The sequence below is a fragment of the Gemmatimonadota bacterium genome, assembly GCA_016714015.1.
Classification (GTDB): Bacteria; Gemmatimonadota; Gemmatimonadetes; order Gemmatimonadales; family Gemmatimonadaceae; genus Pseudogemmatithrix.
On sequence record JADJNZ010000010.1, the window covers coordinates 83841 to 106621 of the forward strand.

Consider the following 22781-nt stretch of genomic DNA (forward strand, 5'->3'; position numbering starts at 1 on the left):
GCTCGACCCCAGGAGCCCGTCCATGAGCCTCACCCGCCTCCGTTTCCTGGCCTTCGCGATCCTCGCGGCGGCCGCGCTGAGCTGCGGCCCGGCCGACGACCCGTCGGTGATGCGCTTCGCGACCGACGACTTCGAGTTCAAGGTCTGGCCTGACGTCTCCCCGCCGCGGGCGATCGAGCGCATCACGTACACGATCGTGGTGAAGGACAAGGCGACGCAGGAACCGATCGTCGACGGGGAGGGACGCATCTTCGCGACGAATGCTGATCGCAAGACGGTCTGGAACGGCTTCAAGTACGGCCCCGAGGCCGGGACGTATCGCGCCACGCTCACGTTCGTCACCGCGGGCGACTGGATGATGGGCATCCAGTTCCGCCGCGACTCGACGCAGGTCCTGCAGCGGACGCACGACTGGCGACAGCACGTGCGGAACGAAGCCCCGCCCGGGCAGTGAGCGCGCGTCGCTCCCGCGCCCATCGAGTGCCGCCTTCCCGCTGAGTCCCACCCGCTGCCTCTGCCCTCCGCCCCCCGTCTTCCTTCCTCTGCCATGCGCCACTTCCACCGCACCTCGCTCCACCCCGACCAGGTCCTCGCGACCGCGGACAGCTTCTTCCCGACCATCGGCCTCCGCCAGACCGGCGCCACGCCGCGCGGCCGCACCTTCACCGGGGTCGTCGGCGCACCGGACGTGCCGTCCACGCTGGAACTGTCGGTGCGGATGGAGGGCGGGCACTACTGCTTCGTCGAGGCCCACACCGACCAGATGGGGGAGAGCCGGCTCGACCGCAACGTGAAGAAGTTCTTCGTCCAGCTGCATGTGCAGGTGGACGCGCGGCACCAGTTCGCCCCGGCGTACTGAATGAGCGGTCGACGGCGCCGGGCCGGTGAAGGCCCGAGCGAGCGGCACCTCGGCGAGATGCTGCCGCTCGAACGCAAGCTCGAGCTCTACCACTGGATGCGCCTCACCCGCACGCTCGAGGAGCGGCTGGTGGCGCTCTATCGACAGACCAAGGTCGTCGGGGGGCTCTTCCGCTCGCTCGGTCAGGAGGCGGATGCGGTCGGGTCATGCTACGCGCTCGAACGCCGCGACGTGATGTCGCCGCTCATCCGCAACATGGGCGCGATGCTCGTGAAGGGCGCGACCCCGGTCGAGATCCTCAAGCAGTACATGGCGAAGGGCGATTCGCCCACGCGTGGCCGCGAGCTCAACATCCACTTCGGCGACATCGGCGCGGCCGAGACGACGCGCGGCTTCCTCGGCCAGATCTCCCCGCTCGGCGACATGGTCCCGGTCATGGCCGGCGTGACGATGAGCTTCAAGATGCGCGGCGAGGACCGCGTCGGCCTCGTCTACGTGGGCGACGGCGCGACGAGCACCGGCGCCTTCCACGAGGGGATCAACTTCGCCGCGGTCCAGCGGCTCCCGCTCGTCGTGATCATCGAGAACAACGGCTACGCCTACTCCACGCCCACCGAGAAGCAGACCGCGGCCAAGCAGTTCGTCGACAAGGCCATAGGCTACGGCGTGTACGGCGAGCAGGTGGACGGCAACGACGTGCTCGCGGTCTACGACTGCACCAAGCGCGCGGTGGACCGCGCGCGCGCGGGCGGCGGGGTCTCGCTCCTCGAGTTCATGACCTTCCGTCGCAAGGGGCACGCGGAGCACGACAACCAGTCGTACGTGAAGCCGGGGGAGGTCGAGGCGTGGGCGGCGGACAACGACCCGATCGACCGCTTCGTGCGCGTGCTCCTCGATCGCGAGAAGGTGCCGCGGTCGACGCTCGAGGCGATCGACGCGCGCATCATCGCCGAGGTCGATGCCGCGACGGACGTGGCCGAGGCGTCGCCGCTCCCGCAGCCGCTCGATGCGCTCGTGGGAGTCTACGCCGATCCGCCGGCCGAGCGACCGCTCTGGTATCGCGAGGGCGCGGACGTCTCCACGCTCGGCAAGGAGCGCGCTGAAGGCTGGGGGACGTACGACGTCGCGAAGGGAGCGGCGCTCTGATGGCCGAGATCACGTATCTCGAGGCGATCCGCGAGGCCCTCGACGAGGAGATGCAGCGCGACGCGAACGTCTTCATGCTGGGGGAGGACATCGGGGCGTTCGGTGGCGCGTTCAAGGTCACCGACGGGCTCATGGCGAAGTACGGCGAGTCCCGTGTCATCGACTCGCCCATCTCGGAGATCGCGATCGTGGGGGCGGCGGCGGGGGCGGCCCACATGGGGATGCGTCCGGTGGTCGAGATGCAGTTCATCGACTTCGTCGCGAACGCCTACGACATGCTCACGAACTACGTCGCCACGGCGCGCTACCGCGCCTTCCTGCCGTGTCCGATGGTCGTGCGCGGGCCGAGCGGCGGGTACGTGCGCGGCGGCCCGTTCCATTCGCAGAACCCCGAGGCCGGCTTCATCCACACGCCGGGGCTCAAGGTCGTCTATCCGGCCACTGCCGAGGATGCGAAGGGGCTCATGAAGGCCGCGATCCGTGACGAGGACTGCGTCCTCTTCTTCGAGCACAAGTATCTCTATCGCCGGATCAAGGGCGTGATGCCCGCCGGCGACCATGTGGTGCCGATCGGCAAGGCCCGCGTCGCCCGCGAGGGGAACGACCTCTCGATCATCACCTATGCCGCGACGGTGCACAAGGCGCTCGAGGCGGCGGAGCAGCTGCAGGCGGAGGACGGACTCTCGGTCGAGGTGATCGACCTCCGCACGCTCGCCCCGCTCGATGACGAGGCAATCTTCGCCACCACGCGCAAGACCAATCGCGTGCTCGTGGTGCATGAGGACACCCGGACGGGCGGGATCGCGGGCGAGATCACCGCGCGCATCAGCGAGAGCTGCTTCGCGCACCTTGATGCTCCGGTACTGCGGGTGACGGCGCACGACATCCCATTGCCCTATGCGCCCGCGCTGGAGGACTTCGTGCTCCCACAGGTGAACGACATCAAGGTGGCCGCGCGCCGCCTGGCGGCGTGGTAGCATGACCACGCCCCACGCGCCGGTCGCCCCGGCCAAGTCCCGCGTCGCCGCCATCGGGTGCTTCATGGCCGTGATCGGCGCCTTCTCCGGCGGCATGATCGCCGTGCTGATCTCGATGGGAGTCGCCAAGGTGACCGGCGCCCCCCGCTGCGACGGCATCCCGACGTGCAACTGGCACTATTATTGGGGGGTGGGGGCGCTGCTCGGCCTCGTCTCCCTGCCGTGGTTGGTCGTGTCGGCCCTATTGAGCGCGCCGCGGAGTGATGCGGCGGCCCCCGAGTCCAAGAACTGAGCGAGGTTGCGCCCGTGGCCCGTGTAGACGTCATCATGCCCCAGATGGGCGAGTCGATCGCCGAAGGCACCCTGTCGCGGTGGCTCAAGAAGGTCGGCGACGAGATCAAGCGCGACGAGCCGATCTTCGAGATCTCGACCGACAAGGTTGACGCGGAGATCCCCGCTCCCACCGCAGGGGTCCTTGCGGAGATCATCGTGCATGAGGGGACCACGGTCCCGGTGAATGCGATCGTGGCGCGGATCGAGACCGAGAAGGGAGCGTCGATCGCGCCGGTCGCGACGCCCGTCGCGTCGCCTGCCGCCGCTTCGGCGCCGGCCGCTGCGCCGGTCCCATCGGTGGCGCCGGTCGCCGCGTCGGCGCCTGCCGCGCCCGCGCGACCTGCCGCCGCGGCCGGCTCATTCGAGGAACGCATCCGCACCAAGTCCTCGCCGCTCGTGCGCCGCATGGCGGCGGACGCGGGCGTCGACATCAGCGGTCTCTCGGGCTCCGGCATCGCCGGCCGTGTGACCAAGAAGGATCTCGTCGAGCACCTCGAGAAGGGCCCGCGCACCCCGGCACCGGTCGCGATGCCCGGCGGGCTGCCGGCCTCGGTCGCGGTCCCGGTCGGCCACGCGCACGAGCCGACCTTCGCGCCCTGGCCCGGCGACGTCGTCGAGCCGATGAACAAGATCCGCAAGCTCACCGCCGACCACATGCGGCAGGCGAAGCAGGTCGCGGCGCACGTGACGAGCTTCTTCGAGATCGACCTCACGCGCATCGCGCGGATCCGCACCAACACCCGCGCCGCCTTCGAGGCCGAGACGGGGCAGAAGCTCACCTACCTGCCGTTCATCATCCGCGCGGTGGTCGAGAATCTCCGGCGCCACCCCGTGCTGAATGCGACGGTCAGCGGCACCGACGTGATCCTCCGCAAGCGCTTCAACATCGGCATCGCCGTGGCGCTCGATCCGACCGGGCTCATCGTCCCGGTGCTGAAGGACGCCGACGGGCTCAACCTCACCGGCATCACGCGCGGCACGAACGACCTCGCCGCGCGCGCCCGGTCCAAGAAGCTGAGCCCGATGGATGTGCAGGACGCGACGTTCACCATCACGAACCCCGGCGTCTTCGGCTCGCTGATGGGAACCCCGATCATCCCCGTCGGCACGACGGCGATCCTCTGCCTGGGCGCCATCGAGAAGCGCCCGAAGGTCATCACCGGACCCGACGGCGAGGACACCATCGCCATCCGCACCTGCGCCTACTTCTCGATCAGCTTCGACCATCGGGTCGTGGACGGCGCGGACGCCGACCGATTCATGGCCGACCTCAAGAAGACGCTCGAGAACGTCACCGGCTGAGTGGCCCGCTCCCTGACCATCCATCGCACGGTCGTCACGCCGCCGGATCGCGCCCGCTGGCTCGACCGGGTGCGGGCGCGCGAGGCGTACTTCGCGGGTGCGGGGTGCCGTTACTGGGTGTTCGAGGAGCAGTCGCTGCCGGGCGCCTTCGTGGAGTTCTGCGAGGCGAACGACGCCAAGTCCCTGCAGGCCGCGCATGCGGCCGCCCCGGATCCGGTCCTGGATCCGACCCGAATCTATTCCATCGTGGAGCTCGCCTGATGCCGACCCGCTCGCTCGAGATCGACGGCCGCACCTGGAAGGTCTATCCCAGCGGCTACATCACGCAGTATGACGCCGACGAGTTCGGCCTGCTCTTCGTGCAAGGTGTCGCCGACGAACGCGAGGTACGTGTCACGCGCTACTCGCCGTCGGGCGCACGCTCCCGTGAGCGGTCGCTCGCGGACCTGGACGACGCGGCGCTGCGTCGGCTCTTCACGCTGTCGCAGCCGAGCGCGCACTCGCCTGAGGCCGGCTACGCGCCGTGACCGCTGAGCCGGGGACGTCGGCCGCGGCGCCGGCGCCCCACGCGAACCCGCACGTGGACCTGCACGCCCACTCGACGGCGTCCGACGGTGCGCACGCGCCGGCGAGTGCGGTCGCGGTCGCGCATCAGGCGGGACTCGCGGCCTTCGCGCTCACCGACCACGACACGCTCGCCGGCATCCCCGAGGCGCAACGCGCTGCCGATGCCGTTGGCCTGCGCCTCGTGCCGGGCGTGGAGCTGTCGGTGCACCAGGATGGCGTCGAGGTCCACCTGCTTGGCCTGCACATCCGCGACGTGTCCGCGCTGCAGGACCGGCTCGAGCGCTACCGGGACCATCGGCGCGCCCGCGCCGAGGAGATGGTCTCGCGCCTCAACGCGATCGGCGTCCCCGTGACGATGGACGCGGTGCTCGTCGCGGCCGGCGACGGCGCGCTCGGCCGGCCGCACGTGGCGAAGGCGCTCATTGCCGGGGGGTTCGTGAAGGACTCCCGTGAGGCGTTCGACCGCTACCTCGCGGCGGGCCGGCCGGGCTATGTCGAGAAGGAGCGATTGGAGATCGCCGAGGGGATCCGGTTCATCCACGAGGCGGGGGGCATCGCGATCGTGGCCCATCCCGGACCCGATGGGCGCCGCGAGCGCATCGAGCCGCTCGTCCCGCTCGGCCTCGATGGGCTCGAGGTCCGACACCCCAGCCATTCGGCCGAGGACATGAAGCGGATCGCCGCGCTCGCCGCGCACTTCGGCCTCGTGTCGAGCGGAGGCTCCGACTGGCATGGGGCGATGCATGGCGGCCGTGTGCTCGGCGCACTGCAGGTGCCGCTCGCGTGGCTCGATGCGCAGGATGCGCGCGTCGCGCAGGTCCGCGCGGGATGAGCGCCGCGCGTGGCGTCGTCCTCGTCACGGGGGCGGGGCAGCGCGTGGGGCAGGTGATCGCGCGCCATCTCGGGGCGCACGGCTGGCGCGTCGCCGTGCACCATGGCGCGTCGGTCGCAGGCGCCGCGGCGACCGTCGAGGCCATCCGCGGTGCGGGAGGCGACGCCGAGGCCTTCCGCGCCGACCTGCGTGAGGCGGACGCGGCACCGGAGCTCATCGGGGCCGTGGTCGCGCACTTCGGATCGCTCGACGCGCTCGTGAACTCCGCCGCCGGCATGGAGCGCTCGCCCATCGGCGGGACCACCGCCGCGGACTTCGATCGCATCATCGCGCTCAATCTGCGCGCGCCCTTCCTGCTCGCGCAGGCGGCGGCCGGCGTGCTCCGCGATGGCGGGGCCATCGTGAACATCGCGGATCACATGGCGGATGAACCGTGGCCCGACCACGTGGTGCACGGCGTGAGCAAGGCGGGGATCGTCGCGCTCACGCGCCACCTGGCCGCGGCGCTCGCGCCGCGCCTGCGCGTGAACGCCGTCTCGCCCGGCTTCGTGCTCGCACCGCCCGGGATGCCTGCGGCGGTCGCCGAACGCTTCGCGGCGGAGACGCCGCTCCGCCGCCTCGGCACGCCCGATGACGTCGCGCAGGCGGTCGCGTACCTGCTCGACGCCACCTACGTGACGGGCGAGACGTTGCATGTGGACGGGGGACGGCGTGTCCGGCCCTGAACGGCCGATGCAGCGGTTCGGCGATATCGTGGTGGTGGGCGGCGGCTGCTACGGGTCGTACTACGTGCGTCAGTTGCGCCGCGCGCGGGCGGCGGGAGCCGTCGCGTGGGATCGGCTGCTCGTCGTCGACCATGATCCGGGGTGCGCCATCGCGGCGGATGCGCCCGGTGCCTCCCCCGCAGAGGCGGTGACGCTCGTCGTGCGCGATTGGACGCTCTTCTTCAACGAGTACCTCGCGGCCGCGGCCGCGCGGGGCGCCGATGCCGTCGCGACGGATGCCATCGTGCCTTCTCCGCTGATGCCGCATCTCATGAGCCATTGGCTCGTCGCGCGCGCGCGGGCGCGCTGGTCGGGCCGGGGGATCCGGGTGTCCCCGCTCGCGGGGGCGCTCGACGTGCCCTGGCAGCGCGCTGGCGAGGACGGGACGCACTACGTGAGTTTCGCGACGTGGGAGTGTCCCATCAACTGCGTCGAACCGGCGCGGTGCCCGCACACGCGCGGCGCGCGCGCATGGAGCCTCCCGCCCTCGATCGTCGCGTTCGTCGAGACCGAGCGGCTCCGGGGGCGACGGATCGACGGACCGGCGGTGTTCCATTGCGCGCATCGCGCCTACGGCGTGGGCATGTTCGATGTCGCCGCGGTCGTGCGCGCCGATGCGCTCATCGCGTCGGTCGCCGAGGGACGCGGCGCGGAGATCCTGGTCGGGACCGTCTCCCACTGCCATGGCGCCCTCGCGGTGCTGGAACTCGCCGCACCCGCGTGACGGGTAGGCCGCGGGCGGGCCGACTGGCGATCACGACCCGGCGCCTGTAACTACAGGGACGTTCCCCGCGCCCTTTCTCCCATCCGCTTCGACCATGGCCTCGTTCGCGCCTGTATCACTCCGCTCCCTCACCCTCGCCGTCACGTGCGCGCTGCTCCTGCCCTGTGGGGCCGTGCGCGGCCAGGCTGGCCAGCGGCGCCCGACGGCGGCGCCCGCCGTCGACTCGGTCCAGCTCGCGCGCCAGGCGAGTGAGCGCCGCGAGGACCCGGCGCCGGCGCCGCGTCGGCGCGAAGGGGAAGGGCCGTTCGATCGGCTCATCATCCGCGGCGTGAACCTCATCGATGGCTACGGCAGCGCGCCGCGCGGCCCCGTCGACGTCGTCGTCGAGGGGAACCGCATCACCGCGGTCGTCAGCGTCGGGGTCCCGCGCGTGCCGATCGACCCCGCTCGGCGCCCGCGCGGCGCGACGCGCGAGCTCGATGCCACCGGCATGTACCTCATGCCCGGCCTCGTCGACCTCCACGTGCACCAGGGGACGCAGCAGAAGGCCCCCGAGAGCGAGTACTACAACAAGCTGTGGCTCGCGCACGGTATCACCACGGTGCGCGGTGTGCCGTTCGCCAGCTTCGACTATTCGGTGCGCGAGCGCGCGCGCAGTGCCGCGAACGAGATCGCCGCGCCGCGCTACGTCGTGTACCAGCGCCCCGGCACCGGGTGGGGCCGCGGAGTGCCGCGGACGCCAGACCAGGCGCGCGAGTGGGTCCGCTGGGCCAAGGCCAACGGGGCGGACGGGCTCAAGCTCGGCGCCGAGCGTCCCGACCTCATGGCGGCGTATCTCGACGAGGCGAAGAAGCAGGGCCTGGGGACGACCGCGCACCTGCAGCAGAGCGGCGTCGCCCAGATGAACGCCGAGGTCGCGACGCGCCTCGGGCTCGAGACCGTGACGCATTTCTACGGACTCTTCGAGTCGATGTACGACGAGCATCAGGTCCAACCCTGGCCCCTCGACGCCAACCTCGGCGACGAGCAGACGCGGTTCGGCCAGGTCGCCCGGCAGTGGAGCCTCGTCACCCCGCGTGGTCCGAAGTGGAACCAGCTGCTCAAGGATCTCCTCGCCCGCGACGTGACGCTCGACCCGACGATGACGACGTACCTCACCGGGCGCGACGTCATGGCCCGCGTCAACGCGCCGTGGCACGCGAAGTACACCATCCCGACGCAGTGGGACTTCTACGTCTCGGACCGGTCGAATCACGGGGCGTACTTCTACGACTGGACCACCGACGACGAGGTCGCCTGGCGCAACTTCTACCGCGTCTGGATGCAGTTCCTGAATGACTACAAGAACATGGGGGGGCGCGTCACCGCGAGCTCCGACGCCGGATTCATCTACAACACGCCCGGGTTCTCCACGATCCAGGAGCTCGAACTGCTGCAGGAGGCCGGGTTCTATCCGGGCGAGGCGATCCGGGCGGGGACCTTCCACGCAGCGCAGACGATCTTCCAGCCGCGCAACACGCCCATCGAGTATGGCGTCGTCGAGGCAGGGATGCTCGCGGATCTCGTGATCGTCGATGCGAACCCGTTCCAGAACCTGAAGGTCCTCTACGGGACCGGGTGGTTCCGGCTGAACGACGCGACCGGGACGGTCGAGCCGTACGGCGGCGTGAAGTGGACCATCAAGGACGGCATCATCTACGACGCGAAGCAGCTCCTCGCGGACATCGAGGAGATGGGCAACGCCCAGCGGCGCGCGCGCGCAGCGGGGCGCTCGCGCTGAGCCGATCGCGGGCTCGCGCGGCGCCGCCGGAACCGCGTGGGGCCCGGGCGGATTGAGCGGGCGGGGGTGGCCAGTGGTTGGGGCCGAACCCCGCCCGTTACATTTGGGGCTTCCTACCGACTCTTGGGGATCGCACGTTGGCGACGCACGAATACGAAGTGGTGATCATCGGCGCCGGACCGTCCGGCATGTGCGCCGGACTCTATGCCGGCCGCTCCCTGCTGAAGGCCGTGGTGCTCGAGCGTGGCTTCCCCGGGGGCGAGCTGCTCAACACCGAGGTGATCGAGGACTACATCGGCTTCGAGCACATCCTCGGGCACGAGCTCGCCACGAGGTTCCAGACGCACGCGGAGAAGTTCGGGGCCGAGATCCGCACCTCCACGCCCGTCGAGGCCGTGGCCCGGCGGGCCGACGGGCTCTTCGAGACGACCGTCGAGAACGGCGATCTCTTCGTCTCGCCGACCGTCATCGTGACCGCCGGCGGCACGCCGATCAAGCTGGACGTCCCCGGCGAGATCGCCTATGCCGGCAAGGGCGTGTCGTACTGCGCGATCTGTGACGGCGCGTTCTATCGCGGGCACACCATCATGGTCGTCGGCGGCGGCGACGCCGCGCTCGAGGAGGCCGACTTCCTCACGCGCTACGCCGAGAAGGTGTATCTCGTCCACCGGCGCGACACCTTCCGGGCGTCCAAGCTCGTGCAGCAGCGCGCGTTCGCGAACCCAAAGATCCAGGTCATCACCGACACCGTCGTCGACGAGATCGTCGGGCAGGATGGCCTCATGACGCACGCGCGCATCCGGAACACCCGGTCCGGGGCGACCTCGGACCTCGTCGCGACCGGCATCTTCATCTTCGTGGGTTTCAAGCCGAACACGGGGATCATCAGGGACCACATCGAGCATGACGCTTCGGGTTACATCGTCACCGACGCCAACATGATGACGTCGGTGCCGGGCCTCTTCGCCGCCGGCGACGTGCGCGCGCAGCTCACGCGCCAGGTGACCACCGCCGTCGGGGACGCGACCACCGCCGCGATCGCCGTCGAGAAGTTCCTGACCGCGCGCAAGAGCGGGCAGCCGGTCCCGAAGCCGATGCCGATGCTCCTCCCGTCAGCGTGATGGACGTCCGCGCCCTCGTCGTCGGACCGTTCGAGGAGAACTGCTGGCTCCTCCACGACCCGGCGCGCGGAGAGGTGGTGCTGGTGGATCCCGGCGATGAGCCGACGCGCCTCTGCACCGAGATCGAGCGCTTGGGCGCGCGACTCGTCGCCGTCTGGCTCACGCATGCGCATCTCGACCACATCGGCGGGATCGCGGGCGTACGGCGCGCCTGGCCCGAGGTCCCGGTCCACCTGCACCCGCTCGACCTTCCCGTCTATGCATGGGGTGAGAAGTCGGCGCGCGTCTACGGCATCCCGTTCGAGCAGCCGGCGCCGCCCGATCGCACCCTCACCGAGGGGCAGCGGCTCGAGTTCGGCGGGGAGTCCTTCGAGGTGATCCATCTCCCGGGACATGCCCCGGGACATGTGGCCTTCGTCGGGCGCACGCTCTGCTTCAGCGGCGACGTCCTCTTCGCCGGTTCGATCGGGCGCACCGACCTGCCGGGTGCCGATCCGGACGCGATGGAAGCGAGCCTCGCGAGGATGGCCGGGCTGTCTCCCGCGCTCATCGTGCACCCCGGACATGGTCCCGACACGACCATCGGCGACGAACTCGCCGCGAATCCCTTCCTCACCGGGGCGGCCCGGGTCGCACGGCGCCGCGGCTGACGGTGGCAACTCCCCGCCCAGGTGGGGTACTTATCTTGATGCGTACTCTCCTCGAAACCCCCTGGTCCCCCATGCGTTCCCGGATCCCTGTCCTGTTGGCGGTGGCTGCCCTGTCCGCGGCCTGCATCGATCCTCTCGAGACGTCGAACGGTCGCTTTGGAGCGATCACTGCCGCGGCATTCGACGGTGGCGCAGCGAACTACACGATGCGTCCCGAGGCGGCGTTCTACGGCGAGACGGACCTCAGTTACGAGCCGTTCACTTCCGACACCTGCCTTCTCGCCCAGTTTTTTCCGAACTCGACCACCATCAATGGGAGCCTCAGGTTCCTGGATGCCGGCGACCGGCTCCTGACCTCGGTGAGCGGCCGGGTGGATACGCTGGTCCCGGTGTCCAACATCGGCCTGCGCATCTACCAGTCGCCCAACGCGGGCGGCATCCCGTACACGCCGGGGGACACGCTCACCATCACGATCCCGGGCGCCGCCTTCCCCGCGAGCGCAATCTCGGTGCGGACCGCCGAGCCCTTCACGCACAGTGCCGTCGGCGTGCCCGTCGCGGACGAGCCACTGTCCCTCACATGGACCCCGGCGACGGTCGCGGGCTCCCAGATGACGTTCTCCCTTCGGTACGCGAACTCGTTCTCGACGACCGGACTCAACGAGCAGGTCTTCTGCTCGTTCGTGGACGACGGCGCCGCCACCGTGCCCGCCGCGATCCTCGGAGGGTGGATCAATGCCTTGAACGCACAGCGTCAGACCAAGGCGACCCGCATCCGCTCGCGCGAGGTGACGGTTGACGCGCGGACGAGACTGTCCCTGCTCTCGACGTTCTCTCAGCCGATCAACACCACGGTGCAGTGACCCCAGCGCTCCGTCTCGAGCACGACCCGCTGGGCCTAGTAGAGGTCCCCGGGGACGCCTGGTACGGGGCGCAGACGGCCCGAGCCGTCGCGAACTTCCCGGTGAGCGGCCTACGGTCGCATCCCCGCATCATCGACGCCGTCGTGCGCATCAAGCGCGCGGCGGCGTCCGTGCATCGGGGCACGGGACGGCTCGACGCGACCCGCGCCGACGCGATCCTCGTCGCGGCGGACGCGATCCTCGCCGGCGCCCATCGCGACCAGTTCGTCGTCGATGTCTTCCAAGCCGGGGCGGGCACCTCGCTGAACATGAACGTCAACGAGGTGCTCGCGAACCTCGCCAATGTGTCGCTCGGCGCGCCGCGCGGGGCCTACGCCCCCGTGCACCCGAACGATCACGTCAACATGGCGCAGTCGACCAACGACGTGATCCCCACGGCGATCCGACTCGCCGCGCTCGACGCGCTCGGACCGGCGCTCGCAGCCGTCGATGGACTCGCGCGCGCGCTCCGTGAGCGCGCCGCGGCGTTCGACGACCTCGTCAAGGCGGGACGGACGCATCTCCAGGACGCCATGCCCATCCGGCTCGGCCAGGAGTTCGCCGGATGGGCGGGCGCCGTCGAGCGCGGGACCCGGCGCGTGCGGGAGGCCGCGGACTACCTCCTCGACCTCGGCATCGGCGGCACCGCCGTCGGGACGGGGGTGAACGCCGAACCCGTCTACGCGGAGCGTATGGTCGAGGAGTTGCGCGTGCTCACGAGGCTGCCGGTGCGCCTCGGGGCCGATCGCATCCAGCTCATGCAGAGCATGGGGGATGCCGCCGGCGTGAGCGCGGCCTGGCGCACGCTCGCGCTCGACATCGGCAAGATCGCGAGCGATCTCCGGTTGCTCGCGAGCGGGCCTCGGACCGGGCTCGACGAACTCCGGCTCCCTCCGGTGCAGCCCGGATCGAGCATCATGCCGGGGAAGGTCAATCCGAGCATCCCGGAGATGGTGAACCAGGTCGTGTTCCAGGTGATCGGACACGATGCCACCATCGCGGCCGCCTGCGAGCACGGACAGCTCGAGCTCAACGTCATGATGCCCGTCATCGCGCACGACCTCGTGAGCGCCATCGAGATCCTGGGCAACGCCGTGAGGATCCTCGACGAGCGGTGCGTGCGCGGGATCGAGGCCAACACTCCCATGCTCAGCCACTGGGTCGAGCGGTCGGCGGCGCTCGCGACCGCCCTCGCGCCCCGGATCGGCTACGCCGCGGCCGCGGCGCTCACCAAGCGGTCGGTCGCCGAAGGAGTCTCGATCCGAGCGTTGGTCGTCACCGAGGGCCTGCTGAACGCCGAGGAGGCGGATCGCGTCCTGGACCTGCGCCGCCTCACCGAGCCCGGGGTGCCCGGTTCGGACGGGTGAGATTCCGAGCGCCCTTGTCCCGATCGTGCGGGGGAGGGCATCTTGCAGTCGATGCGGATCACCACTTGGGCCGAATACGGCGTCATCTGCGCGCTGCACCTCGCGCGTCGCTCCGATGAGGGGCCCGTGACGGGTCGCGACATCGCCGCGCGCGAACGGTTGCCGGGCGACTACGTCGAGCAGATCCTCCTCCGGTTGCGTCGTGCGGGCATCGTCCAGAGTACGCGCGGTGCCAAGGGCGGGTATGCGCTCGCGCGCCCGTCGGTCGAGATCACGGTGCGCGAGATCATCACCGCGGCCGAACTCGTGACCTTCGACCTCCACTGCGAGACCCATCCACTCGATTCGGAGCGGTGTGCGCAATCGTGCGACTGCAGCATCCGCCCGGTCTGGATGATGCTGCAGAAGCGGATTGACGAGGTGCTCGAGGGCGTGCGTCTCTCCGATCTCTTGCACGCGGAGCCGCAGGTCCGGGAGCGCGTCGGGCTCGAGCGCGCGGGCTTGCCGGTCCTCCAGGCCTGAGCGCGGACGGTGCCGCTCCCGTTCGTCCCGGGGTGGCGCGAGGCGCGAGAGCGCGACCGGCGCACGCGCCTCGTGGTCGATGGACTCCGGCGCGAGCCGGACGAGGCCGACGTCGAATGGCTGGCGGACGCGGCCGCCAATGGCGACCGCGATCATGCGCGCTGGGAACTCCGCTATGCCCGGATCGCCCTCGGGCTGGTGGTCGCGCAGCGGGACGCGCTCGATGACCGGACCGCGGCGGACCTGAGCCACGCCTGCTTGGTCGCGCTCGAGGACGATCCGCGTATCGCGACGGATCTCCGCGACCTCGCCGAGCGGCAGTTCAGCGAGCGGCTGCAGGCGTACCGCGAGGCGATGCTGCTGCGGGGCGGGAGCCTTCAGGCGGCCGATCGCGTCGGGCGGTGCCTCCTCGCCTTCGCGAGCGACGGGGCGCGGACCGCCGGCGCGCCGCTCGCGTACGCCATCGAGCTCCTGCAGCGCTACGCTGACGAGGCCGGCGAACTCCTCCGGACGGCGTTCGGCGAGGCCACGTTGCCCGAGGACGTGAAGCCCTCGGTGTTGCGGGACGCGCGATAGGCGGCGGTCGGCGCGGCGCTCTGGGCGCGCGCCTCAGGGACGCCGTGCGGGCGGCTCGCCGGGACGACGAGGGGGTAGCAGAAGAGCGGGAAGCGCGGTGGCGCTCCCCGCTCTTCTCAATGAGGTTCCGCGCGATGGCGGCCATCCACTCCAGTGCCGAAGGCGGGACTCGAACCCGCACGGGCTAGTGCCCACTGCGCCCTGAACGCAGCGCGTCTACCAATTCCACCACTTCGGCGAGAGGCGAAACGTACCGGGCGCGGATACCCAAGTCAACGCTGACTCGTCTTATTTCACCACGATGCCGAAGCCAGCCCCCGATGACGCGATCGTCACCGTCGCCCGAAACAAGCGCGCCCGACTCGACTACGAGATCTTCGAGACGTGGGAGGCGGGCCTCGTGCTGGCCGGGACCGAGGTCAAGTCGCTCCGCGACGGGCGCGCCCAGATCGGCGATGCGTACGGGGTGGTCAAGGACGGGGAGGTCTGGCTGCTCAACGCGCACATCCCGCCGTACGAGAAGGGCAACGTCTGGAACCATGACCCGACTCGTACCCGCAAGCTGCTCCTGCATCAGAAGGAGATCCGGCACATGATCGGCGCGGTCGAGCGGAAGGGGCTCACGCTCGTGGCGCTTGAGCTGTACTTCAAGCATGGGCGGGCGAAGATCCGGATCGGGCTCGCGCGCGGGAAGAAGTTGCACGACAAGCGCGCCGACCTGAAGGAGAAGGACGACCAGCGCGACATGCAGCGCGCCCTCCGCGTCCGATGATGCGCGCGCGTTCCGTGCTCGTCGCGTGCGCCGCACTCGCGTTCGCCACCGGCCCGGCCGGTGCGCCGCCGCCGGGCGACGTCATCCGGGTGAAGGGCATCGCCGGCGACACGGTCCTGTCGCTCGTGCCGAGCGCCGGCGGGGGCATGGTGCACGCCGGGACGATGGCGCGGCTTCTCGGAGGGTCGCTCGACAGCGTGGCTTCCGGGCGTTGGACGCTCACGCTCTATGGTGCGCGGCTCGAGCTGCGCGAAGGGGCACCGTTCGCCGGGTACAACGGGTTCGCACTGCCGCTCGTCGAACCGACGCGGCGGATCGATGGGGCCCCACACGTCGCGCTGCAGCTCTTCAGCGAGATCCTGCCGCGCTTCGGCATCGGGATCCTGTGGGACCGCACGCGATGGGAGGTCCGCCTCTTCCAGGGGATCGCGCGCCGCTCGGCCCCGAGTGGACCGGGCGATCCGCCGGTCACAGCGGTGCCCGTCGCCGCGGAGCCCGCATCCGTCGCGCCGGCGCCGCGCGCCGCCGCCGGCGTGGCATCGCGCACGCCGCCGCGCAGCACCCCGCGCGACGTCCCCATCGTCACGCCCTCGCGGAGCGCGGTCCCGGTCCGCGCGGGACTCTCGCGCCGCTACACGATCGTGGTCGACGCGGGGCACGGCGGCCGTGATCCGGGGATGCAGGGTGCGGTGGTGAACGGCCGCCGGCTCTCCGAGGCGCGCATCACGCTGCAGGTCGCCAAGCGCCTCGAACGACTCCTCGAGGCGCAGGGCTTCGACGTCGTGATGACCCGCACGACCGACACGCTCATCGCGCTCCACGACCGCGGCCCGATCGCCAATCGCGCCAAGGGGGACGTCTTCCTCTCCATCCACGTGAACTCGGCGAACCCGCGCTGGAAGAACGCCTCGGCGGCGCGCGGCTTCGAGACCTTCTTCCTGTCCACCGCGCGCACCGAGGACGAGGAGCACGTGGCGGCGATGGAGAACGAGGTCGTGCGGTTCGAGACCGAGGCGCCGACGCCCCGCGGCGACGACGCCCTGGCGTTCATCATGAACGACCTCGCGCGCAACGAGCACCTGCGCGAGTCGAGCGAGCTCGCGGCCGTCGTGCAGCAACGGCTCGGTGTGACCCATCCGAGCACCAATCGTGGCGTGAAGCAGGCCGGCCTCGCCGTCCTCGCCACCGCCTACATGCCCGCGATCCTCGTCGAGCTGGGGTTCGGGTCCAACGCCGCCGACGCGCGCTGGATGGCCAGCGATGAGGGGCAGGAGCATGCCGCGCAGGCGATCGCCGATGCGGCGTTCGAATACCTGCAGCACTACGAGCGACGTACGCGCGGCGGCCAACGGTGATTGGTCGACTCGAGGTCACCGCCGCCGGGATCACCTTCCAGAACCCGGTCGTGCTCGCGGCCGGGACGGCCGCCTACGGTCGTGAACTCGCGGACGTGATGCCACTGGAGGAGCTCGGCGGGTTCGTCACGAAGGCGGTCAGCATGGAGGAGCGCCACGGCGCTCCCGCGCCGCGCGTCGCCGACTTCCCCGGGGGGATGATCAACGCGGTGGGGCTCGCGAATCCCGGGGTGGAGAAGGTGCTCACCGAGGACCTCCCCTGGATCGCGCAGCATGTGCATCGCCCGCGCGTGCTGGTGAACGTCGTCGGGCGCGAGGCGCGGGACTTCGGTGATGTCGTCGCGCGGATGGATGGTGCGCCGGGCTACCAGGGCTTCGAGCTGAACGTGAGTTGCCCGAACGTGAAGCAGGGCGGGATGGAATTCGGGGCGGATCCGGCGGCGCTCGCCGAGGTCGTGCGCGGCGCGCGCGCCGCGACACGAAAGCCGCTCTTCGTGAAGCTCTCGCCGACGCTGCCGAAGGTCGGGGAGGCCGCGCAGGTCGCCGTCGACGCCGGCGCGGACGGGATCACGGTGATCAACACGATCCCCGGACTCGTCATCGACGTCGAGCGTCGGAAGCCGATGATCGGGTTCGGGTCCGGTGGCGTGAGCGGCCCCGGGCTTCTCGCCGTCGGCATGCTCGCGGTGCACCGCGTGCGCCAGGCGGTCCGGGTGCCGATCATCGGGGCGGGCGGGGTCCAGCATGCGACCGACGTCCTGCAGTATCTCATCGCCGGCGCGAGCGTCGTGGCGGTCGGCACCGCGGGCCTCGCAGACCCCAAGCTTCCCGCACGATTGGTGCGCGACCTGGACGCCTGGTGTGCCGCGCACGGCGTGGCGCACCTTTCCGAACTCATCGGCACACTGGAGTGGCCTTCGTGACCGCCTTGCGCGCCCAGCCCATCATCGCGCTCGACGTCCCCACGATGGACGCGGCTCGCGCGCTCTGCGACCGACTCGGTCCCGCCGCGGACTACGTGAAGGTCGGCCTCGAGCTCTACACGGCCGAAGGGCCTCGGGTCGTGGAATGGCTGCACGGGCAGGGGAAGCGGGTCTTCCTCGACCTCAAGCTCCACGACATCCCGAACACCGTGAAGGGGGCGGCGCGGAGCGCTTCCTCGATGGGCGTCTCGCTGCTCACGGTGCACGGGTACGGGGGCGCGGCGATGGTGGAGGCGGCGGTCGAGGGGGCCGGGGAGCGCACGGGGATCCTGGTTGTCACGGTGCTGACGAGCTTCGATGCGCGTACGCTCGGCGTGGCCCTCGGTCGTCCCGTGGACGAGATGGGGGCGGAAGTCACGCGATTGGCCGCGGTGGCGAGCGTGGCGCGGGCGCATGGCGTCGTCTGCTCCGGCCATGAGGTGGCGGCCGTGCGCTCCTCCTATCCGGCGCTGCGTCCCCTCGTCCCCGGGATCCGACTGGAGGGCGGGGCGACGCACGATCAGTCGCGGGTCACGACCCCGCAACGCGCGACCGCCGACGGCGCCGCCTATCTCGTTCTGGGGCGCGCAGTTACGGCTGCGGATGACCCGCCGGCGGTGCTGAACGCGGTCTTGTCGTCGCTGCGCGGCTGATACCGCTCCGGCCGCCGGCCGCTCGCGTTCTCCCTCGCGGCCGCGCAACTCACCGTCCTTTTCGTACACGTCAGCTCGGGCCTTGTGTCAAGGCCCTCAGCTGACTATTGTCCGTGTCTGCCCGAAATCGGGCATTCCCAAGCACTTCCGTTCCGTTCCGTAGTTCCGGCCTTCTGGAGTCCTCGTGAAAGTTCGCAGCAGCGTGAAGCCGATTTGCGAGCACTGCAAGGTGGTGAAGCGTGCAGGCGTGACGCGGATCATCTGCAAGCGCAATCCCAAGCACAAGCAGCGGCAGGGTTAACCGACAATGGCTCGTATTTCCGGCGTGGACCTTCCGCGTGACAAGAAGGTCGAGATCGGCCTCACGTACATCTACGGCATCGGGCGCGTCCTGAGCCGTCGAATCCTCGCGGCGACGGGTGTGAACCCGGAGCAGCGCATCCGCGACCTCTCCGACGCTGACGTGAACAAGCTCCGTCAGGAGATCGAGAAGATGTATCGCGTCGAGGGCGCGCTGCGCACCGAGATCGCGATGAACGTGAAGCGCCTCATGGACATCGGCTCGTACCGTGGCATCCGGCATCGCCGGAACCTGCCGGTCCGCGGCCAGCGCACGCACACCAATGCCCGCACGAAGAAGGGGCCCCGCCGCGCGATCGCGGGCAAGAAGAAGGTGACCAAGTAATGGCCATTGGCAAGAAGACCAAGAAGGTCGTGGACGCCGAGGGCGTCGCGCACGTCAACGCGACCTTCAACAACACGCTCATCACGATCACCGACGCGCACGGCAACGCCGTGTCGTGGGGCTCGGCCGGCAAGGCCGGGTTCAAGGGATCGAAGAAGTCGACGCCGTTCGCCGCGACCGTCGCGGCCGAGCAGTGCGCGCGCGAGGCGCTCAGCCTCGGGGTGCGCCGCGTCCACGTGAAGGTCCAGGGGCCGGGCTCGGGTCGCGAGTCCGCGATCCAGGCGCTCGCCGCCGCCGGTCTCACGGTCAAGTCCATCAAGGACGTGACGCCGATCCCGCATAACGGCTGCCGGCCGCCTAAGCGCCGGAGGGTCTAAGCAATGCGTTATACCGGTCCCAGCTGCCGGCAGTGCCGGCGTGAAGGTACGAAGCTCTTCCTCAAGGGCACCAAGTGCTTCACCGAGAAGTGCCCGGTGGAGCGGCGCCCGTACGCGCCCGGCATGCACGGCCAGAACACGGCCCGTCGCCGGAAGGTGAGCGAGTACGCCAAGCAGCTCCGTGAGAAGCAGAAGATCAAGCGCATCTACGGGCTCAGCGAGAAGCAGTTCCGCAACACGTTCGAGCGCGTCTCCGCGCTCCCGGGCGTGACGGGCCACAACCTCCTCGCCGCGCTCGAGAGCCGTCTGGACAACATGGTCTACCGGATGGGCTTCGCCGCGAGCCGCAAGGCCGCGCGTCAGCTCATCCGGCACCGCCACGTCGAGGTGAACGGCAAGTCGGTCGACATCCCGAGCTTCGTGGTCGAGCCTGGCCAGGAGATCCGGATGCGCCAGAAGTCGCGCGAGCTCGTCATCGTCGCGGCGGCCCTCGAGGTCGCGGCGCGTGGGGCGACCCCGGCGTGGCTCGCGGTCGACAAGGACACCTTCTCCGGGCGCATGCTGGAGCGTCCGCAGCGGCAGGCGATTCCGATCGCGGCGCAGGAACAGCTCGTCGTCGAGCTCTATTCGAAGTGATGAAGGCGGAAGGATGAAGGCCGAAGGACGAGAGCGCGCCTTTCAGCCTTCATCCTTGAGCCTTCATCGTCAGCAGGACTAAAGACTCCCTGACAACCGAACGAACGTACCGCGCGTCAGGGGCGGGGTACGGCGTCGGTGGCGCGTCACCGCCATCGTGAAACACTCTCCCAGGATCCAAGGCAATGGCAACCACGATCGATCTCCGCGGCTTGGTCCGCCCGCAGCTCGTCGAGATGACGAAGCGCGAGGACCAGGCGAACGCGGCTGAGTTCCGCCTGCAGCCCCTCGAGCGTGGCTTCGGCCACACGCTCGGCAACAGCATGCGTCGCATGCTGCTCTCGTCGCTGCGCGGCGCCGCCGTCTGGGGCTTCCGCATCGACGGCGTCCTCCACGAGCACCAGACCATCGTCGGGGTCGTCGAGGACGTCCACCAGATCATCGGCAACCTCAAGACGCTGGTGCTCGCGCTCGATGCCGATGTCGAGGACGCGATCCTCCGCCTCAAGGTCCGCAAGGGCGGCGCGATCACCGCGGGGCAGCTCGAGCTCCCGGCCGGCGTGAAGGTCGTGAACGGCGCCCACCACATCCTCACCCTGCAGGATGACCGCGAGCTCGCCATCGAGCTCTACGTCAACAAGGGGCGCGGCTACATCGAGGCCGACCAGCACCCGCTCGACCGCAACCTCCCGGTCGACCTCGTCCGCATCGATTCGATCTACTCGCCGGTCAAGCGCGTGAACTTCTCGGTCGCCGAGACCCGCGTCGGCCAGCGCACCGACTACGACCGCCTGACGCTCTCCGTGGAGACGAACGGCACGGTCACCCCCGAGGAGGCCGTCTCGTACGCCGCCGCCCTCGCGCAGACGCACTTCCAGTACTTCGCGAGCTTCGGCTCGTCCGCCGCGGCCGCCGTCGCCGTGCCGGGCGCCGAGGGCTCGTCCGAGGGCGCTCGCCTCGCTGAGCTCCTCCGCACCCCGATCGACGACCTCTCGCTCTCGGTCCGCTCGGTCAACTCGCTCAAGAACTCCAGCATCCGCTCGCTCGGCGACCTGGTCCGCCAGACCGAGACGCAGATCCTGCAGGTCAAGAATTTCGGCAAGAAGTCCCTCCAGGAGATCGCCGACCTCCTCGAGAAGGAAGGACTCAATTTCGGGATGAAGTTCGAGGAGTCCACGGATGGTGTGCGCGTCGCCGATTGGGGCACGCCGCCGAGCCGGGCCGCCGCGAACGCCCCCGACGACGAAGAGGAGTAGGACCCATGCGTCATCGTAAGGCCGGGCGGAGCCTCCGCCGCACTTCCGAGCAGCGCCTCGCGCTGCTCCGCAACCTCGCGACCTCGCTCATCGAGCAGGGCGCGATCGAGACGACCGAAGCCAAGGCGAAGGAGCTCCGGCCCTTCGTCGAGAAGCTGATCACCAAGGCGCGCGAGGGCACGCTCCACGCGCGGCGCCTCGCCGGCATCCACGTGCAGAAGCGCGAGGCGGCCGACAAGCTCTTCCAGGAGATCGGTCCCAAGAACGCCAAGCGCGCCGGCGGCTACACCCGCATCCTCAAGACCGCGCACCGCAAGGGTGACGGTGCTGAGATGGCCCGCATCGAACTCGTGGAGCGCTAAGACAATGCCCATCGCTCGCAATCGCTGCTATGTGTGCGACAAGGGTGTCGCGCACGGCAACAACCGCTCGCACGCCAACAACTCGACCCGTCGGACCTGGAAACCCAACCTCCAGGTCGCCCGGATCGTCGCGGATGACAAGATCATCAAGATCAAGGTCTGCACCCGCTGCCTGAACGCCGGCAAGATCCAGCGCGCGCCGCGCGGGACCGCTGCCGCGGTCTGAGGCCCGATTCTTGAAGGAATGCGACGGGGAGGGTGCTTCGGCGCTCTCCCCGTTCGTGCGAACCGAATAGGCTCCCACCTCCGTCCAACATCCTCGCTTGAAGACCGCGCTCATCACCGGCATCACCGGACAGGACGGCTCGTATCTCGCCGAGCTGCTGCTCGCGAAGGGCTATCGGGTCGTCGGCATCGTGCGCCGGTCCTCCACGACGCCGTACGAGCGGATCGCGCATCTCGTCGACCGGATCGAACTCCTCTCTGCCGATCTGCTCGACCAGACGTCGCTCATGGATGCCATGGGTGAGGTCCGACCGGACGAGATCTACAACCTCGCCGCGCAGTCCTTCGTCGCGACCTCGTGGAACCAGCCGGTGCTCACCGGTGAGTTCACCGGCATCGGGGTCACACGCATGCTCGAGGCCATGCGGCGCGTCGTGCCGACCGCGCGCTTCTACCAGGCGTCGTCGTCCGAGATGTTCGGCAAGGTGCAGGAGACCCCGCAGCGCGAGTCGACGCCATTCTGGCCGCGCTCGCCGTACGGCGTCGCGAAGGTCTACGGGCACTGGATCACGGTGAACTACCGCGAGTCGTTCGGGCTGTACGCGGTCAGCGGGCTGCTCTTCAATCATGAGTCCCCGCGTCGCGGACTCGAGTTCGTCACGCGCAAGGTGACCGACGCCGTGGCGCGGATCAAGCTCGGCCACGCGACCGAGGTACGCCTCGGGAACCTCGAGGCGCGCCGCGATTGGGGCTTCGCCGGCGACTACGTCGACGCGATGTGGCGCATGCTGCAGCGGGACGAGCCCGACGACTACGTGATCGGCACCGGCGAGACCTGGTCGGTCCGTCAACTCTGCGAGGAGGCCTTCGGATACGTCGGCCTCGACTGGCAGCGCCACGTCGTCACCGATCGGAAGTACGAGCGCCCGGCCGAGGTGGAGCTGCTCGTCGCCGACCCGTCGAAGGCCGCGCGGGAGCTCGGGTGGACGCCGTCGGTCCGGTTCCGCGAGCTGGTCCGGCTGATGGTCGATGCCGACCTCGCGCGACACTCGGTCCCTCCCATCGCGCACCCCTGA

Annotated in this window: 30 protein-coding genes and 1 tRNA gene; 30 read left to right on the plus strand and 1 reads right to left on the minus strand. The window is 69.9% G+C overall.

Annotated elements, in window-relative coordinates:
- Positions 1–22 precede the first annotated feature (22 nt).
- The 18 genes from IPJ78_17730 to IPJ78_17815 all read left to right on the plus strand — a co-directional run bounded on the left by IPJ78_17730 (position 23) and on the right by IPJ78_17815 (position 14422).
- Entirely contained in the window at positions 23–454 is a 432-nt protein-coding gene (locus IPJ78_17730) for a hypothetical protein (protein MBK7908383.1), read from the plus strand.
- A gap of 93 nt (positions 455–547) precedes the next feature.
- Complete coding sequence (locus IPJ78_17735) at positions 548–859, plus strand: hypothetical protein (GenBank protein MBK7908384.1); 312 nt, start codon at positions 548–550, stop codon at positions 857–859.
- A 57-nt stretch (positions 860–916) separates the two neighbouring features.
- On the plus strand, positions 917–2005 hold the full coding sequence (locus tag IPJ78_17740; GenBank protein ID MBK7908385.1) for a thiamine pyrophosphate-dependent dehydrogenase E1 component subunit alpha: 1089 nt from the start codon (positions 917–919) through the stop codon (positions 2003–2005).
- Positions 2005–2982, plus strand: coding sequence for an alpha-ketoacid dehydrogenase subunit beta (locus IPJ78_17745; protein MBK7908386.1), 978 nt, complete (start codon positions 2005–2007; stop codon positions 2980–2982). Before IPJ78_17740 ends, IPJ78_17745 begins: the two co-directional genes overlap by 1 nt.
- Before the next feature lies 1 nt (position 2983).
- Positions 2984–3274 carry a hypothetical protein gene (locus tag IPJ78_17750; protein MBK7908387.1) on the plus strand — a complete coding sequence of 97 codons (291 nt, stop codon included), beginning with the start codon at positions 2984–2986 and terminating at the stop codon, positions 3272–3274.
- A 35-nt stretch (positions 3275–3309) separates the two neighbouring features.
- A complete protein-coding gene (locus tag IPJ78_17755; GenBank protein ID MBK7908388.1) occupies positions 3310–4617 on the plus strand; it encodes a 2-oxo acid dehydrogenase subunit E2 in 1308 nt (435 codons plus the stop codon).
- Complete coding sequence (locus IPJ78_17760) at positions 4618–4878, plus strand: hypothetical protein (GenBank protein MBK7908389.1); 261 nt, start codon at positions 4618–4620, stop codon at positions 4876–4878. It begins immediately after the preceding gene.
- Positions 4878–5144 carry a hypothetical protein gene (locus tag IPJ78_17765; GenBank protein ID MBK7908390.1) on the plus strand — a complete coding sequence of 89 codons (267 nt, stop codon included), beginning with the start codon at positions 4878–4880 and terminating at the stop codon, positions 5142–5144. Before IPJ78_17760 ends, IPJ78_17765 begins: the two co-directional genes overlap by 1 nt.
- Positions 5141–6016, plus strand: coding sequence for a PHP domain-containing protein (locus IPJ78_17770; protein MBK7908391.1), 876 nt, complete (start codon positions 5141–5143; stop codon positions 6014–6016). Before IPJ78_17765 ends, IPJ78_17770 begins: the two co-directional genes overlap by 4 nt.
- Positions 6013–6741, plus strand: coding sequence for an SDR family oxidoreductase (locus IPJ78_17775; protein ID MBK7908392.1), 729 nt, complete (start codon positions 6013–6015; stop codon positions 6739–6741). The genes IPJ78_17770 and IPJ78_17775 overlap by 4 nt, the downstream gene beginning before the upstream one ends.
- The gene (locus IPJ78_17780; protein ID MBK7908393.1) at positions 6728–7504 is read left to right on the plus strand and encodes a hypothetical protein; all 777 of its coding nucleotides are present in this window, start codon (positions 6728–6730) and stop codon (positions 7502–7504) included. Before IPJ78_17775 ends, IPJ78_17780 begins: the two co-directional genes overlap by 14 nt.
- A gap of 94 nt (positions 7505–7598) precedes the next feature.
- Positions 7599–9284, plus strand: coding sequence for an amidohydrolase (locus tag IPJ78_17785; protein ID MBK7908394.1), 1686 nt, complete (start codon positions 7599–7601; stop codon positions 9282–9284).
- A 188-nt stretch (positions 9285–9472) separates the two neighbouring features.
- Positions 9473–10405, plus strand: coding sequence for an FAD-dependent oxidoreductase (locus IPJ78_17790; GenBank protein MBK7908395.1), 933 nt, complete (start codon positions 9473–9475; stop codon positions 10403–10405).
- A complete protein-coding gene (locus IPJ78_17795; protein MBK7908396.1) occupies positions 10405–11055 on the plus strand; it encodes an MBL fold metallo-hydrolase in 651 nt (216 codons plus the stop codon). The genes IPJ78_17790 and IPJ78_17795 overlap by 1 nt, the downstream gene beginning before the upstream one ends.
- Before the next feature lie 101 nt (positions 11056–11156).
- Positions 11157–11918, plus strand: coding sequence for a hypothetical protein (locus IPJ78_17800; protein MBK7908397.1), 762 nt, complete (start codon positions 11157–11159; stop codon positions 11916–11918).
- Complete coding sequence (locus IPJ78_17805) at positions 11915–13324, plus strand: aspartate ammonia-lyase (protein MBK7908398.1); 1410 nt, start codon at positions 11915–11917, stop codon at positions 13322–13324. Before IPJ78_17800 ends, IPJ78_17805 begins: the two co-directional genes overlap by 4 nt.
- 51 nt (positions 13325–13375) lie before the next feature.
- Complete coding sequence (locus tag IPJ78_17810) at positions 13376–13846, plus strand: Rrf2 family transcriptional regulator (GenBank protein ID MBK7908399.1); 471 nt, start codon at positions 13376–13378, stop codon at positions 13844–13846.
- A gap of 9 nt (positions 13847–13855) precedes the next feature.
- Positions 13856–14422 carry a hypothetical protein gene (locus IPJ78_17815; GenBank protein MBK7908400.1) on the plus strand — a complete coding sequence of 189 codons (567 nt, stop codon included), beginning with the start codon at positions 13856–13858 and terminating at the stop codon, positions 14420–14422.
- A 154-nt stretch (positions 14423–14576) separates the two neighbouring features.
- On the opposite strand, the gene IPJ78_17820 is transcribed toward IPJ78_17815, so the two are convergent.
- Positions 14577–14660 (minus strand) — tRNA-Leu (locus IPJ78_17820).
- Positions 14661–14723: 63 nt separating this feature from the next.
- Between IPJ78_17820 and smpB the strand changes: the two genes are divergently transcribed.
- The 12 genes from smpB to gmd all read left to right on the plus strand — a co-directional run bounded on the left by smpB (position 14724) and on the right by gmd (position 22781).
- Entirely contained in the window at positions 14724–15194 is a 471-nt protein-coding gene (gene smpB / locus IPJ78_17825) for an SsrA-binding protein SmpB (GenBank protein ID MBK7908401.1), read from the plus strand.
- The gene (locus tag IPJ78_17830) at positions 15194–16549 is read left to right on the plus strand and encodes an N-acetylmuramoyl-L-alanine amidase (protein MBK7908402.1); all 1356 of its coding nucleotides are present in this window, start codon (positions 15194–15196) and stop codon (positions 16547–16549) included. The genes smpB and IPJ78_17830 overlap by 1 nt, the downstream gene beginning before the upstream one ends.
- Positions 16546–17472, plus strand: coding sequence for a dihydroorotate dehydrogenase (locus IPJ78_17835; GenBank protein MBK7908403.1), 927 nt, complete (start codon positions 16546–16548; stop codon positions 17470–17472). The genes IPJ78_17830 and IPJ78_17835 overlap by 4 nt, the downstream gene beginning before the upstream one ends.
- Before the next feature lie 5 nt (positions 17473–17477).
- Positions 17478–18164 carry an orotidine-5'-phosphate decarboxylase gene (pyrF, locus tag IPJ78_17840; protein MBK7908404.1) on the plus strand — a complete coding sequence of 229 codons (687 nt, stop codon included), beginning with the start codon at positions 17478–17480 and terminating at the stop codon, positions 18162–18164.
- A 184-nt stretch (positions 18165–18348) separates the two neighbouring features.
- On the plus strand, positions 18349–18465 hold the full coding sequence (gene rpmJ, locus IPJ78_17845; protein ID MBK7908405.1) for a 50S ribosomal protein L36: 117 nt from the start codon (positions 18349–18351) through the stop codon (positions 18463–18465).
- A gap of 6 nt (positions 18466–18471) precedes the next feature.
- Positions 18472–18849: a 30S ribosomal protein S13 gene (gene rpsM, locus IPJ78_17850; protein MBK7908406.1), complete on the plus strand. Its 378-nt coding sequence runs from the start codon at positions 18472–18474 to the stop codon at positions 18847–18849.
- A complete protein-coding gene (rpsK, locus tag IPJ78_17855) occupies positions 18849–19226 on the plus strand; it encodes a 30S ribosomal protein S11 (protein MBK7908407.1) in 378 nt (125 codons plus the stop codon). Before rpsM ends, rpsK begins: the two co-directional genes overlap by 1 nt.
- Positions 19227–19229: 3 nt before the next feature.
- Positions 19230–19862 carry a 30S ribosomal protein S4 gene (gene rpsD / locus IPJ78_17860; GenBank protein ID MBK7908408.1) on the plus strand — a complete coding sequence of 211 codons (633 nt, stop codon included), beginning with the start codon at positions 19230–19232 and terminating at the stop codon, positions 19860–19862.
- Between the two features lie 185 nt (positions 19863–20047).
- Positions 20048–21118 carry a DNA-directed RNA polymerase subunit alpha gene (locus tag IPJ78_17865; GenBank protein ID MBK7908409.1) on the plus strand — a complete coding sequence of 357 codons (1071 nt, stop codon included), beginning with the start codon at positions 20048–20050 and terminating at the stop codon, positions 21116–21118.
- A gap of 5 nt (positions 21119–21123) precedes the next feature.
- Complete coding sequence (gene rplQ / locus IPJ78_17870) at positions 21124–21480, plus strand: 50S ribosomal protein L17 (protein MBK7908410.1); 357 nt, start codon at positions 21124–21126, stop codon at positions 21478–21480.
- Between the two features lie 4 nt (positions 21481–21484).
- Positions 21485–21706, plus strand: coding sequence for a 50S ribosomal protein L28 (locus tag IPJ78_17875; GenBank protein ID MBK7908411.1), 222 nt, complete (start codon positions 21485–21487; stop codon positions 21704–21706).
- A 97-nt stretch (positions 21707–21803) separates the two neighbouring features.
- Positions 21804–22781: a GDP-mannose 4,6-dehydratase gene (gmd, locus tag IPJ78_17880; protein ID MBK7908412.1), complete on the plus strand. Its 978-nt coding sequence runs from the start codon at positions 21804–21806 to the stop codon at positions 22779–22781.

Excerpts from the sequence above, each read along its gene's own strand:
- IPJ78_17830 (MBK7908402.1), top strand. The coding sequence starts at position 15,194 with ATGCGCGCGCGTTCCGTGCTCGTCGCGTGCGCCGCACTCGCGTTCGCC.
- IPJ78_17865 (MBK7908409.1), top strand. The coding sequence starts at position 20,048 with ATGGCAACCACGATCGATCTCCGCGGCTTGGTCCGCCCGCAGCTCGTC.
- rpsK (MBK7908407.1), top strand. The coding sequence starts at position 18,849 with ATGGCCATTGGCAAGAAGACCAAGAAGGTCGTGGACGCCGAGGGCGTC.
- IPJ78_17775 (MBK7908392.1), top strand. The coding sequence starts at position 6,013 with ATGAGCGCCGCGCGTGGCGTCGTCCTCGTCACGGGGGCGGGGCAGCGC.
- IPJ78_17795 (MBK7908396.1), top strand. The coding sequence starts at position 10,405 with ATGGACGTCCGCGCCCTCGTCGTCGGACCGTTCGAGGAGAACTGCTGG.
- IPJ78_17730 (MBK7908383.1), top strand. The coding sequence starts at position 23 with ATGAGCCTCACCCGCCTCCGTTTCCTGGCCTTCGCGATCCTCGCGGCG.
- smpB (MBK7908401.1), top strand. The coding sequence starts at position 14,724 with ATGCCGAAGCCAGCCCCCGATGACGCGATCGTCACCGTCGCCCGAAAC.
- IPJ78_17755 (MBK7908388.1), top strand. The coding sequence starts at position 3,310 with ATGCCCCAGATGGGCGAGTCGATCGCCGAAGGCACCCTGTCGCGGTGG.
- IPJ78_17735 (MBK7908384.1), top strand. The coding sequence starts at position 548 with ATGCGCCACTTCCACCGCACCTCGCTCCACCCCGACCAGGTCCTCGCG.
- rplQ (MBK7908410.1), top strand. The coding sequence starts at position 21,124 with ATGCGTCATCGTAAGGCCGGGCGGAGCCTCCGCCGCACTTCCGAGCAG.
- IPJ78_17745 (MBK7908386.1), top strand. The coding sequence starts at position 2,005 with ATGGCCGAGATCACGTATCTCGAGGCGATCCGCGAGGCCCTCGACGAG.
- IPJ78_17765 (MBK7908390.1), top strand. The coding sequence starts at position 4,878 with ATGCCGACCCGCTCGCTCGAGATCGACGGCCGCACCTGGAAGGTCTAT.
- IPJ78_17740 (MBK7908385.1), top strand. The coding sequence starts at position 917 with ATGCTGCCGCTCGAACGCAAGCTCGAGCTCTACCACTGGATGCGCCTC.
- rpsD (MBK7908408.1), top strand. The coding sequence starts at position 19,230 with ATGCGTTATACCGGTCCCAGCTGCCGGCAGTGCCGGCGTGAAGGTACG.
- IPJ78_17810 (MBK7908399.1), top strand. The coding sequence starts at position 13,376 with ATGCGGATCACCACTTGGGCCGAATACGGCGTCATCTGCGCGCTGCAC.
- IPJ78_17790 (MBK7908395.1), top strand. The coding sequence starts at position 9,473 with ATGTGCGCCGGACTCTATGCCGGCCGCTCCCTGCTGAAGGCCGTGGTG.
- IPJ78_17750 (MBK7908387.1), top strand. The coding sequence starts at position 2,984 with ATGACCACGCCCCACGCGCCGGTCGCCCCGGCCAAGTCCCGCGTCGCC.
- rpsM (MBK7908406.1), top strand. The coding sequence starts at position 18,472 with ATGGCTCGTATTTCCGGCGTGGACCTTCCGCGTGACAAGAAGGTCGAG.
- IPJ78_17875 (MBK7908411.1), top strand. The coding sequence starts at position 21,485 with ATGCCCATCGCTCGCAATCGCTGCTATGTGTGCGACAAGGGTGTCGCG.
- IPJ78_17785 (MBK7908394.1), top strand. The coding sequence starts at position 7,599 with ATGGCCTCGTTCGCGCCTGTATCACTCCGCTCCCTCACCCTCGCCGTC.